Origin of the sequence: Paenibacillus sp. FSL K6-1122, from assembly GCF_037977015.1 — a bacterium.
GTDB lineage: Bacteria > Bacillota > Bacilli > Paenibacillales > Paenibacillaceae > Paenibacillus > Paenibacillus amylolyticus.
Window position 1 is genome coordinate 687,115 of the sequence record NZ_CP150272.1, and the last position, 12,833, is coordinate 699,947.

A 12,833-nucleotide genomic window follows, 5' to 3' on the forward strand; every position below is an offset into this window, starting at 1 on the left:
TATGAGGTCTACCTACATTCCATCTACGTTCCATTTATTTGCTATCTGTTGCTGTTATTATCTGTTAACGTTACTCAAGACTGCAACGCGTGTACTTGATCCGTTAGGGATCGTTTTCTATAGTACAAGGCTATGGTTGCGAGAACCAGCATTTCGGACAGCGGTACGGCAAGCCACACACCCGTGACACCAAAGAATGAAGGCAGGACTGCAATCAACGCAATCATGATGATCATTTCACGCGCAGCTGTAATCCAGATGGCCATTTTGGCATTACCCACAGATTGGAAATAGGTGCTCATGACAAAGTTAACACCCATAAACACATAGGCAAATGTAAATATACGTAATCCGTAAACGGCATTATCCGTTACGCCACTACTGAAGTTTCCAAAGATTTGCACGAAATAAGGTGCACCGATCTGAACAACAACCAGTAATAATAGACCGCATGCCAGAGCTGTTTTAGTGGCTAAACGTATCGTTTGTTGTACCCGTATAATCTGATTGGCACCGTGATAATAGCTGATCAGAGGTTGGGCAGCGGATGCCAGACCCAGGAAAGCCAACAATACAACACCATGAATATAGTTCAACACGGTAAAGGATGCTACACCATCCGTGCCTGCAATGCGGTCCATGGAGATATTGTGAGAGACAGAGAAGACCGACATGCCAAGTTCAGCCAGAAAGCTGGGGAAACCAATGAGCAGCAGGGAAGCCAGCAGTTTGTTGTTCCACTTGAACCGGGTGAACGTGAGATTATTTGTTTTTTTGAAAAAGTGAGTGAACAGAACAAGTAGCGCAAGAGACGCCGATACAATTGTACCGAGGGCCACACCGCGTACACCCCATTCGAGTACATACAATGTTATATAATTGATAATGATATTGGCAACAGCAAACGTAATCTGAGCGTACATGGACGTATTGGGATTCCCATCGTTTCGTACAAAGATAGAGAGTGCATTCTCAATGGTGAAAACAAACCCGAACAATAACATGATATTCATATAGTCTGAAGCAAACGGGAAGGTCTCGGCGTTTGCACCGAGGGAGTATACCAATTTGTCTTTGAATGTAAATGCAACATATCCAATGGCTACCGTAACTAACATAATGAGCATAATGGATTTGGTGAAAATTTGTTTGGCTGAAGTGATATCTTTTCTACCCATAGCGTTGGAGTACAACGTTGCCCCGCCCATACCAATCCACAGTGACATGGCAACAAAGAGCGTGTAGACAGGTGAGGCAATGCCGATCCCGGCCATGGCGGTAGAACCCAGTTTGTGTCCAACCATAATGCCGTCGATAATAAAATTAAAAGCAACTACCAGCATCCCCAATACAGAAGGCACGAGGTAACTTATAAAAGCTTTACCTACAGATTGCCCTTCCAATGGATGCGTCCAATTCGTATTCATAATGACCTCCGTTAGTAAACTGAATGTTCATTCTGTATTTAATAATACTGAACGTTCGTTCTGTATGATAACACGCCATGAATTCTCTTGGCAACTTTTGCGTTTAAATATCGTTTATGTGATAGAGTAGGTGGATATTTATAAGGCGGGAGGAATCTCTTGATGAAACAAAATAAATACGATGAAGCTGAATTTTTCGACAACTATAGTAAGATGGCTCGTTCCGTTCAAGGGCTGGATGCAGCCGGGGAGTGGTATGAACTGCAGACTCTTTTGCCTGATTTGAAGGACAAGCGTGTGCTGGATTTGGGATGTGGTTTTGGGTGGCACTGCCGGTATGCGCGAGAGCAGCAAGCGAGTTCAGTGATCGGTGTAGATCTGTCTGAAAATATGCTTCAGCGTGCTCGTGAAATGACGGACGACCCGCAGATCCAGTACAAGCAGCTGGCGATTGAAGATATTGATTTTGCACCGGGACAATTCGACATTGTGATTAGTTCACTTGCCTTGCATTATATTGAAAGATTAGACACGGTGTACGCTAAGATCAATGATTGTCTCGTAGAAGGTGGCACATTTGTACTATCTTCCGAACATCCGATCTTCACCGCTCGCGCTGCGCAGGATTGGCATTACGGACCCGAAGGTGAAATCCTGCACTGGCCCGTGGATGATTACCATGATGAAGGGAAACGTGTGGCGAACTTTCTGAATCAGGATGTGGTTAAATATCATCGCACTCTGGCAACACATCTCAATGAACTGATTAAGGCAGGGTTTGCTATTCAAAAGGTGGCTGAATCCAAACCATCACCAGAGATGATCGAACAGGTTCCAGGCATGCGAGACGAAAATCGAAGACCGATGTTTCTGATGATTGCTGCTGTGAAAGTATAACGATGAAAATGATATGATAGACCAGAGGGCAGAAAGAAACTGAGGAAGTGGAGCGTTCGCTTAAAAGCTTTCTGATAGAGATTTCTAACTAAGCAAACTTGAAGGAATCAGCGTGTCCAGCGATGTTGAACATGCTGTTTTTTTATTTTGCTACAATAATAAGAAATAATGTCCAAAACAGGGAACCAAATCACATTAGACTCAGTCATATTAAGTGAGGTGAACAACAGTTGGATGATCAATTACTGGCACAGGCTCAGACCATAGACAATTACACACTTAGTAGCATAATGGATGACTACGGAAATGACGTCTGGAATTACGCTTATTTTCTGACCAAAAGTGCCGAACAGGCAGATGAATTGTCACAGGAGGTATTTATTCGGGCGTATTCGGGGATTGCTCATTATCGTGGAGATTGCTCACTGAAAACCTGGCTGTTGACGATTACTAGGAACACGACTTTTACATATTGAAAATCCAGATTTTTTCGTAACAGTCTGTGGGGAGAGACGTTACCCATTGAGACAGAGCATGGGGGTTCGAACCAAAGAGTCATGATTGCAGAGCAGCCTGCACATCCTTCGGCCGAGATGGAAGTGATGCGTAAGGAGCATATCCATGAAATCTGGGATATTGTTCTGGCGTTGCCAAAGAAGTTTCGGGAGATTCTTTTGCTGAATCTGAAATATGAGCTTACGACGAGTGAGATTGCTGCGATGTTGAAAATCAGCTTAGGCACAGTAAAATCCAGACTATCCCGAGGTAAGGATAAGGTACGGAAACAATGGGAGGAGCGAAGCAAATGAGACACAAGGATGAGCAGTGGGAAAAGGAAATCCGGAAGGGACCGTTTGCTTTGTCTCCTTTTACAGAGGATCACAAGCGAAAGGTGCTTCAACAGGTGGAGTGGATGAAGAAGTCGGAAGAGGAAAGCAAGGGAGATAGGTTAGAGGACAGTTCCAGGTTATCCAGGCCGTTTAGACCGCAAGTGAAAAATGCGTCACACAAGCGTCGCCTTAGAAGAGGGCCTCTTGTTGCCGGCACGGGTGCGTTGGTTATTGCTGCTGGATTGTTCCTATGGATCTGGGATGATGGACAGCTGGTGAGACCCGTGATCGAGCAGGTCTATCCGACAGCAACGTTACAGTTATCCGATGGTTTGAACACAAATCTGCTAACCGACAAAATGAAAAGAAATGTTGCAACTACGATGCGAGATGATCTGGGTAAACAGCTGAAGATTAAGAAAGTGGAAGACCTGCCTGTGTCCGGCAGAATATATGTAGAGGCTGGAAATGAAAGCGAGAAGGAGTATGCGCAGATATGGCTCGATGCGACAACAGGAAATCTGCGTGAAGTACAGATGAGACGAGAGATGCAGCCAAGTGAGCTGGAACACCGTTATCTGCGTCAAGTTCCATCCCTCTTGCAAAGTATAGGCAGCACTCCAACGCTTAAACCTGCATCAGTCCAACGTTTTGTGAGTATGAAGCAAGGGGAGTCGGAGCCAATATCGCATACGACATTAGCGTTAGAGAATGAGACTGGCGATGGTTATGGGGAGATTGTATGGCAGCAGGACAAGGCTGTCTCGATCACAGGTGACCTTAGACCTGATCAAGTATCCCAGGCAGCGCTGACGGATGCCAGAAACGCGATTGAGGCTCTGTCTGGTAAAGCCAATCTTGATCTGGTAAGAGCAAGCCGAAGCAAAGATGATGAACTTGGTAAGGATACAGTCTTTTTTTCCTTTAAAGATAACTACTTTGTACAGATGACCGAAGGAAAAGCGGGCATGGGTTATACGGTTGGGGATGCTAATCACTATGAGCAAGACTTTGCAGACTGGGAAGAAATAGAGGCTTATTATCAGGAACTATATAACATACAGGAGTCTCTTCTTAGAGGAGAAGTAGAACCTATAATTAAAAAAATATTTAAAATGGATCTTCAAGCGTATAAACTTCACCGTAATCCTGACCATCCAGGCATGGTCACATTTGAACTGGAGTCGAGCAAGGATGTTTTTCAGGTTGAATATAGGGAAGATGGACGGATCAAGATGATCACCAGAGGCGAGTTATAGGGCTGATCTTATATGTTACAATTTACTTCATAGATGGAATGTGTATAAGGAGATAACGATGAAATATTTGGTGAGTTCATGTCTGGCAGGGGTAGCTTGCCGTTACAACGGAACAGCGAGTCTGGAAGAGAAGATTCAGGAGCTGGTGGAGCAGGAGCAGGCTAAGATGGTATGTCCGGAGCTGCTTGGCGGATTCTCCACTCCACGGGAAGCGGCTGAAATTATCGGTGGCACGGGCAAGGACGTGCTGGCAGGCACTGCAAAAGTGATCGAGAAAAGCGGCAAGGATGTCACAGAGTTGTATATTAAGGGAGCCTATCAGACGCTCGAATGGGCGCGAGAAATGAATGTATCGTGTGTGGTACTGAAGGAGTTTAGTCCGTCCTGTGGTACAAAGATGATCTATGATGGGAATTTTGCCAATCACAAGGTAACTGGAGAAGGTGTCACCTCAGCATTGCTGCGACAAGAAGGATATACCGTCATTTCTGAAAATGAATGGATGGAGCAACTATAGGTCGAACAGATATCGTTTCATATTCACAGAAAAGCCGCTGGATTATATCCTGGCGGCTTTTCTGTTGTCTCCCATTACTTTTCTCATCAAATGAATAAAGTCGATTTTCCTGAAATGCTAACAAACAATATGGATACATACGATATAGATATAAGATATATAAGGCTATCTACTATTTAAAGTGGGGGAATAATCATGTCAATTCAGTCTAAGCCAAAAAATAAGAAAGGAAATAAACTCAAAAATATGAAATTAACAACAACGATGGTCATCATGACTGTAATTAGTCTAATCGGTTTGTTTACTGTTTTTCTGATTGGGATTTTCGGAATGAACGAAGCAAAAACGGGACAAGGTATCCTCTACAATGACCGCTTCCAGCATCAAACCAATGTTCTTGAATTGAAAAGTAATTTCTATAATATGCGCGCCAATTATACAAAGGTTCTTGATAATGCAGAGTATACCGACAAACAGTACGATCAGGTTCAGAAAGGTAAGAAGAGTATCACGGATGGTTTGAATGAATTTTCAGCAAGAACATTGGATACCAAAGAAAAAGAGATATTTGCAGATTTGGTAGCAAAGATGGATACATATTATCAGGATATTGAGCAAATCATGGATACCAAAAAGATGTCGGGCACCTACGATAGTGAAGAGAGAGGAAGAATTAACAAAAGCAGTACAGCGATTGTGGAGACGATCACCCTTTTGAGTGCGCATAACGAAGAAGAGTCAGCCAAGCTCTATGCGGATACACAGGAAGTAATTCAGCAACGAGCATTGGTACTCGGTTCGGTTCTTTTGTTTTCACTTGCAGCACTCATTCTTATTTCATTTGTAGTGATTCGCAGTATACGTCAACGAATGAAAGCTATCACCCGTTATTGTGAAGAAATAACACAAGGCAACTTAACGGCATCCTTAGATCCGCATCTAACACAGGGAAATAATGAGATAAGTGTCATCGCACGAGCTATTCGTACAATGACCGATTCCACAACAAATGTCATTCGTGGTGTAGTTCAGGAATCTCATCATATCAACCAGGTTAGCGATCTTACCAACCAGAACATGGCTGGTCTGAATGAACGAATTCGTGAAGTATCAGCTACAGTTGAAGAGCTCTCGGCTGCAATGGAAGAGGCTTCAGCCCATACGGAAAATATGAATCATTCGGCTGCGGAGATGAAACAGGGAGCTGAATATATATCGGAACAGACATCTAAACAAGCAGAGTCCGCCTATGTGACCAGCACGAAGGCTGAAAAGTTGAAGCAGGAAGCCCGCGAATCGAGCCGAGCAGCCATAGACATGTATGATCATACGAGTCAGAAGATGTCAGAAGCGCTGGAACGTGCAACAGCTGTAGATCAGATTGGTATATTATCTCAATCCATTTTGGATGTTACGGCGCAGACTAATCTGCTTGCACTCAATGCATCCATTGAAGCTGCAAGGGCTGGAGAAGCAGGTAGAGGTTTTGCGGTTGTTGCAAGCGAGATTCGAAAGTTGGCTGATGATTCCAGACAGGCTGCCGATCAAATTCAGCAGGTCACGGAAGAAGTTATGCAGTCTGTGACCAATCTGTCCTCGAATGCTAAAGAGTTGCTATCCTTTATGTTCAATCAGGTTGGCAAAGATTATAAATTATTGGAGGATACAGCTGAACAGTATTATGTCGATTCCCTTGATCATGCCAATGCAGTTAAAGATCTCAATGCAACCTCACAACAAGTGACTGCAAATATCAAAATACTAGTGGGCTCCATTCACGAAATTGCATCAGCCAGTGAACAATCAGCCGCATCCAGTCAGGAAATTGCAGGACATATGGTTGCCTCTGCTGCGCAATCTGTGGAAGTAGTTAAACAATCTGATCAAGTCAAGGATAGTGCATTAAATTTGAATAAGCTGGTTCAAGATTTCAAGATTTAAAAGGAAAAAGAGTCATAGATAATCCACTAGGGCCATGTATGCCCAGTGGATTATTGCTGTCTTTCATCCAATACTTACTTTTATAAACCAAGAAACAATAATGTGCGTACTTTTAATTTATACATATAGAGCCTAAAATAATACTTGAGATGAAACCACTTAAACATTATTGTTCAACATAAAAAAAGTTATAAAAAGGACGTGGAGCTCCATGGAAGTTACAGCAAAGTCAAAGACAAAGGAAGACATCTTAAAGGCGTATCATTTCCGGCATGCAACAAAGATATTTGATGATACCCGCAAAATCTCGGATGAGGATTTCCAATTTATATTGGAAACAGGCAGATTATCTCCAAGTTCCATTGGCCTTGAACCGTGGAAGTTTCTGATTGTACAAAATCCAAACCTGCGTAAGCGTCTGTCCGAAGTCTCTTCCGGCGCTCAAAAGCAATTGGCTACAGCAAGCCATTTTGTTGTTATTTTGGCCCGATCAGATGCCAGTTATAATTCTCCCTATGCGGAGTACATGTTGAAGGAAACAAAGGGAATGCCTAATAACGTATTTGAGCTAACAAGTGAGGCTTATGGAAAGTTTCAAAATAACCAGAAAATTCTGGATAATCCACGATCATTATTTGACTGGGCATCTAAACAGACTTATATTGCACTTGGCAACATGATGACGGCGGCAGCTCAGATCGAGATTGATTCTTGTCCAATCGAAGGTTTCAGCCGTGAGGGCGTCCACCGTATTATGGAAGAAGAGGGCTTGCTGGAAAATGGCGCATGGGGCGTCTCCATGATGGCAGCCTTCGGTTATCGGGCAGAGGAGCCCCAGCGTGAGAAGTCCCGACAATCCGTTGAGAAAATCACGCAATGGATTAACTGAATTCAGCATGAATCCAACATGAATTCAAAAAACGATTAGCTAAGATCTAACATTATAGATCAGGATCAAAGTAGAATCGAAACAGCCCGATATTTTCCACATGTTAGCAGGATGGAAAATATCGGGCTGTTTTTCTTGTTTATAAAAAGAACTTGAAATTACATAGATGTCTATGTATAATGAGGTCATGCCTAAATACAACGCAATTGCACTGATTGCAAGAATCAGAGACCATGTCAACAAACGGATTGTACACGAATTGGAACAGCATGAGGTAACAGGGATTGTTCCTTCTCATGGAGATGTATTGATGTTCTTGTACCGGGAAGAGACGCTGTCGATCAAGATGTTGGCTGAACGTGTTCAACGCACGCAACCAACGGTAACGGTACTGGTCAACAAGCTGGAGAAGCTTGGCTATGTTGAACGCAGCAAGAGTGCCGAAGATAGCCGAGTGACGATGATTCGCCTAACCGAACAGGGGAAGCGACTCGAACCGATCTTCCATCAGGTATCAGAGCAGATTAATGACATCATCTATAGTGGTTTGTCCAACGAACAGTCGGAGCAATTGGAGAGCTTGCTATCCATTATTGTCCGAAAGTTATAATGAATGAACTCTTCTGTCTGCAACCCTTCCAGATTTGACTGGGGTGGAGGCAGAGGAGCCCAAATATTTTTTACCCATATACATAGATATCTATGTATATGGGAGCGTATCAATGTAACCCCATTTTCGCAACCTAACTTAAACCAAACCTGGAGGGATTCACACTATGAAACATCTTATCGTATATGCTCACCCGCACACAGACAGCTTGAATAACGCAATCCTCAATACTGCTGTAGAAGCTCTCAAAGCTCAAGGCCATGAAGTAGTCGTTCGTGACTTGTACAAACTTGGATTCCAACCCGTACTGACTGAAGCTGACACAGCTTCCATGCGTGCAGGACAGACACCACAGGATATCGCAACAGAGCAACAGTTTGTTACAGATGCAGAAATTATCACATTCATCTATCCGATCTGGTGGACAGGTCTTCCTGCCATTATGAAAGGATATGTTGACCGTGTATTCGCTAATGGTTTTGCATATGCAGCGGGTGAAGCGGGAATCGAGAAATTGCTGACAGGCAAAAAAGGACTCATCATCAACACACATGGTACACCAAGTGAAATTTATGATCAGATTGGCATGACTGCTGGACTGAAATTAACTTCAGACGTAGGTATCTTCGATTTTGTAGGTATTGAAGCCGTAGATCATCTGCTCTTCGGTAGTATTGGATACCTGGATGCACCCGCATATCAAGCCATGTTGGATCAGGTTAAACAGACGATTACAACCAATTTCTAATATGGATGTTGAATCCAGATGAGGATTCCATATAATACCAGACCGACTCGATCATGAGTCGGTTTGTTTGTTCATGTGTTTGCAAAATGGATGAAAGGGGGTATAATCGTACCCATGGAACCTATACTTATATTTAAAGCATTATCGAACGAGACACGTAGACAAATCCTGTTGTGGCTCAAAAACCCGGAGCAACACTTCCCACCGCTGGAACTATCTCAGCATCCGGATGGTGGCAAGAACGGAATCTGTGTTGGCACGATTCAACTGAAGGCTGGACTGGCTCAGTCGGTTATATCCAGTTATCTGCTGACTATGCTCAAGGCAGGGTTGCTGCTCTCCGAGCGCAGAGGACAATGGACGTATTATCGGCGCAACGAGGAGACGATCCGTCAGTTTGCCGAGTACGTACAGAACGAGTTATAAGCCGGATGCCGGAACGGAAGCTAGGATGCATATGCAGGCAGGGATTCCGTCCGGATGTAAACGGCTAGTTTATGAACACATCACCATATCCAGTTGTGATTTAATTAATCTATATATCTGGATATACAAAAATATAATCATCGAGGAGATTAAACGATAATGACTACAGAAAATACGGCTTCATCCCATAAAGAACATATTAATGACGTTAAGCTTTCCATCCTGGATCTGGCTCCCGTCGTTGTGGGTGCAACACCTGCTGATGCTTTGCGCAACAGTCTCGATCTGGCACAGCATGCAGAGCGTTGGGGATATCACCGTTACTGGGTAGCTGAACATCACAACATGCCGGGTATTGCTTCTTCCGCAACTTCGGTTGTTATTGGATATCTGGCTGGTGAAACCAAAACGATTCGTCTGGGTTCAGGAGGCATCATGTTGCCTAACCATGCACCGCTTGTCATCGCTGAGCAGTTTGGTACTCTGGAATCCTTGTATCCTGGCAGAATTGATCTGGGACTGGGTCGCGCACCAGGTAGTGACCGCCGTACATCGCTTGCACTACGCAAAGATCTGAACAGTGGGGAAGATTTCCCTGAACTTTTGGCAGAACTTAGAGCATACTTTGATGCTTCGGCGACGTCTTATCATGCACCTGTTCGCGCAGTTCCTGGAGAAGGGTTGAATATTCCAATTTACCTCTTGGGGTCCAGTGATTTCAGTGCACGTCTGGCAGGTCAGCTGGGATTGCCGTTTGCTTTTGCCAGCCACTTCTCGCCCGATTACACCCGGATTGCATTAGAGACGTATCGAAACAACTTCCAACCATCTGAAAGCTTGAAGGAGCCACATGTGATTGTTGGTGTCAATGCTGTTGTTGCGGATACAGACGAGGAAGCAGCATGGCTGGGTACAACGATGCAACAGCAGTTCCTGAACATTATTCGCGGCACAACGGGATTAGTACAGCCTCCGGCAGAGATGGAAGGCAAATGGACGGATCGTGAGAAAGCTGGTGTTGAGCAGACGCTGAAGGCAGCTGTTAATGGTTCACCAGAAACCGTACGTGGACAGTTGGAATCTTTCATTCGGCAGACGCAGGCAGATGAGCTGATTATTACGTCGATGATCTATGATCATAAGGCACGTCTGCATTCCTATGAGTTAATCGCACAATTAGCGGGGAAAGCTTAATCTTCATTTTTCAGCGTAAAAGCTGGATTAATAGTAGGGTATAGTTACAAATTTACGGTTCGTCTCCCAGTGAGGCGAGCCGTTTTTGAATAGGGAGAATTTGCAAATGATTCGTGTGGGGCAGAAGACTCATTTTGGGGTAAAATGACTTTACCGGTTTAATTTGAAACGGTTAAACAGCACCATACGTATAAATCCAGAGTGTTATACATATGTTGGCTTGTACAAGGTATTTTTTTCGTGTGTGGGCATTTATTTAGCTTTATAGTTTAGTTTTGATTAAGGGTCATAAGAGAGGACGACACGCCTATGGAGCAACCTGAGCAACCCCGCGTTTGGCCGGAGCGGTTCAAACGATTTTTTCTTAACAACAAATTTGTCCTATTTCTACTGATTCTGCTGTTGGTGGGACTGAACGTGATGGTTCTGACCAAAGTATCCTTTGTTCTTCATCCGCTCGCAGTACTCATCAAAACCATTGTCCTACCTATTATTCTGTCAGGCATACTCTATTATCTGCTTAATCCGATTGTGGATGTGATGGAAAGGTGGAAAATCAAGCGCGGCTGGTCCATTCTGATCCTGTATCTTGCGATTGGAGGCATTCTGACCGTCGTAGTGCTGGCAGTCATTCCGGTTGTGCGTAACCAGATTGTGGGGCTGATTGAAAATTTCCCAACCTACAGTGAGACGGTAAAACAGCAGTTTGAGGAGCTTACGGGCAGTAAATTGTTCGGTCAGTTCCAGGAAACGGTGAATCTGAATTCGCAGGACTGGTGGGGAACAATCTCCCAAAAGGCTACTGAAATTCTGAACTCGACCTGGACCAAATTGGGCGGATTCCTCGGAGCTTTCACTGAGACCGTGCTGTCTATCGTAACGGTTCCATTCATTCTGTTCTATCTGCTGAAAGACGGCAAGAAGCTGCCAGCGAAAATTCTGTCTTTCCTGCCGATCAAGAGCCGTACGGGCGCAATGCATGTGCTGGAAGACATCAATCACCAGATCAGTTCATTCATTCGTGGACAGATTATCGTCAGCTTCTGCATCGGTATTCTGCTCTACATCGGTTATATGGTCATTGGTCTGGATTATGCATTGATTCTTGCCATTATCGCATCGTTCACAAGTGTTGTTCCGTATCTGGGACCTGCAATTGCGATTACACCAGCATTGATCGTGGCACTCGTCACTTCTCCGGTGATGCTGCTGAAAATGGTTGCCGTATGGACGATCGTACAGTTAATTGAAGGTAAATTCATCTCACCACAGATCATGGGTAAAACGCTGAAAATCCATCCTATCACGATTATCTTTGTCATTCTGACTTCGGGTAATCTGTTTGGAGTCGTGGGCATTCTGCTCGCTGTTCCAGGATACGCGGTGCTCAAAGTATGTGTATCACATATCTTCAACTGGTTTAAGGACAGATCGGGCCTGTACGACCCGAACAAGAACAATCTTTTATAACCGAAGTGGCAAGCTCCAAGAGATAGTTAATCAGAAGATATAGTCACTTTGTATCCTGTATAAAACGGTACCCTTACCAAGAAGAACCCCCGTCCATCGGCATACAGCCGAGAGGCGGGGGTTCTTCTGCATGAACAAGCTTGGCTGCTGCCTAGCTGTGTTTGATATGCTGGAGCGTTTGCAGGAAAATCTGCTCAATATGAGCATCATCCAGAGAGTAGTACACCGTCTTACCTTCCTTGCGCCGCTTGACGATCCGCATGTTACGGAGTGAACGCAGCTGGTGTGAAATGGCCGACTGTCCCATGTCGAGCAGAACCGTCAGGTCATGAACACATAATTCCTTCTGTAACAGCGCATCAATAATACGTAGACGTGTGGGGTCGCTGAATGCCTTGAACCAATCTGCCATCTCGGAAGAGGTCTCCCGATCTATGAGTGAAGTACGAATCGTCTGCACGTCGGCTTCAGTACCTGAGCAGGCTGCATCACATTCACTTGGTGCTTTAACCGGTTGTTCCATTTCCTATCACCGCCTATGTTAACAACTATAGCTCTATTATATCCAAAACCCGCCTAAAGCGAAATGATTACTATTAGCATAATCTGTATGAAAAATCAACAA

Annotated in this window: 14 protein-coding genes; 12 read left to right on the forward strand and 2 right to left on the reverse strand. The window is 44.2% G+C overall.

Annotation, left to right across the window (positions count from 1 at the left end):
• Positions 1 to 74 precede the first annotated feature (74 nt).
• Positions 75 to 1,427, reverse strand: coding sequence for an MATE family efflux transporter (locus NSQ20_RS03165; RefSeq protein ID WP_340031796.1), 1,353 nt, complete (start codon positions 1,425 to 1,427; stop codon positions 75 to 77).
• 162 nt (positions 1,428 to 1,589) lie between these two features.
• On the opposite strand from NSQ20_RS03165, the gene NSQ20_RS03170 reads away from it, so the two are divergent.
• From NSQ20_RS03170 to NSQ20_RS03225, 12 genes are all read left to right on the forward strand, one after another.
• On the forward strand, positions 1,590 to 2,324 hold the full coding sequence (locus NSQ20_RS03170) for a class I SAM-dependent methyltransferase (RefSeq protein WP_036614235.1): 735 nt from the start codon (positions 1,590 to 1,592) through the stop codon (positions 2,322 to 2,324).
• A 230-nt stretch (positions 2,325 to 2,554) separates the two neighbouring features.
• Positions 2,555 to 2,800 (forward strand): RNA polymerase sigma factor, encoded by a 246-nt coding sequence (locus tag NSQ20_RS03175; protein ID WP_305955709.1) that lies wholly within the window; start codon positions 2,555 to 2,557, stop codon positions 2,798 to 2,800.
• An 81-nt stretch (positions 2,801 to 2,881) separates the two neighbouring features.
• Entirely contained in the window at positions 2,882 to 3,133 is a 252-nt protein-coding gene (locus NSQ20_RS03180; RefSeq protein ID WP_305955708.1) for a sigma-70 family RNA polymerase sigma factor, read from the forward strand.
• Complete coding sequence (locus NSQ20_RS03185; RefSeq protein ID WP_036614232.1) at positions 3,130 to 4,413, forward strand: hypothetical protein; 1,284 nt, start codon at positions 3,130 to 3,132, stop codon at positions 4,411 to 4,413. The genes NSQ20_RS03180 and NSQ20_RS03185 overlap by 4 nt, the downstream gene beginning before the upstream one ends.
• Before the next feature lie 58 nt (positions 4,414 to 4,471).
• Positions 4,472 to 4,930 (forward strand): DUF523 domain-containing protein, encoded by a 459-nt coding sequence (locus tag NSQ20_RS03190; RefSeq protein ID WP_036614230.1) that lies wholly within the window; start codon positions 4,472 to 4,474, stop codon positions 4,928 to 4,930.
• Positions 4,931 to 5,125: 195 nt separating this feature from the next.
• The gene (locus tag NSQ20_RS03195) at positions 5,126 to 6,871 is read left to right on the forward strand and encodes a methyl-accepting chemotaxis protein (protein ID WP_340031797.1); all 1,746 of its coding nucleotides are present in this window, start codon (positions 5,126 to 5,128) and stop codon (positions 6,869 to 6,871) included.
• A gap of 211 nt (positions 6,872 to 7,082) precedes the next feature.
• The gene (locus NSQ20_RS03200; RefSeq protein WP_036614223.1) at positions 7,083 to 7,760 is read left to right on the forward strand and encodes an NAD(P)H-dependent oxidoreductase; all 678 of its coding nucleotides are present in this window, start codon (positions 7,083 to 7,085) and stop codon (positions 7,758 to 7,760) included.
• Positions 7,761 to 7,926: 166 nt separating this feature from the next.
• Complete coding sequence (locus NSQ20_RS03205; protein WP_340031798.1) at positions 7,927 to 8,370, forward strand: MarR family transcriptional regulator; 444 nt, start codon at positions 7,927 to 7,929, stop codon at positions 8,368 to 8,370.
• A 166-nt stretch (positions 8,371 to 8,536) separates the two neighbouring features.
• Entirely contained in the window at positions 8,537 to 9,118 is a 582-nt protein-coding gene (locus NSQ20_RS03210; RefSeq protein ID WP_036614218.1) for an NAD(P)H-dependent oxidoreductase, read from the forward strand.
• Positions 9,119 to 9,232: 114 nt separating this feature from the next.
• Complete coding sequence (locus NSQ20_RS03215) at positions 9,233 to 9,544, forward strand: helix-turn-helix transcriptional regulator (protein WP_017690814.1); 312 nt, start codon at positions 9,233 to 9,235, stop codon at positions 9,542 to 9,544.
• Between the two features lie 159 nt (positions 9,545 to 9,703).
• A complete protein-coding gene (locus NSQ20_RS03220; protein ID WP_340031799.1) occupies positions 9,704 to 10,738 on the forward strand; it encodes an LLM class flavin-dependent oxidoreductase in 1,035 nt (344 codons plus the stop codon).
• A 309-nt stretch (positions 10,739 to 11,047) separates the two neighbouring features.
• Complete coding sequence (locus NSQ20_RS03225) at positions 11,048 to 12,208, forward strand: AI-2E family transporter (RefSeq protein ID WP_036614215.1); 1,161 nt, start codon at positions 11,048 to 11,050, stop codon at positions 12,206 to 12,208.
• Between the two features lie 151 nt (positions 12,209 to 12,359).
• Here NSQ20_RS03225 and NSQ20_RS03230 read toward each other — a convergent pair whose 3' ends face one another.
• Entirely contained in the window at positions 12,360 to 12,731 is a 372-nt protein-coding gene (locus tag NSQ20_RS03230) for a metalloregulator ArsR/SmtB family transcription factor (protein ID WP_036614212.1), read from the reverse strand.
• Positions 12,732 to 12,833: the final 102 nt, after the last annotated feature.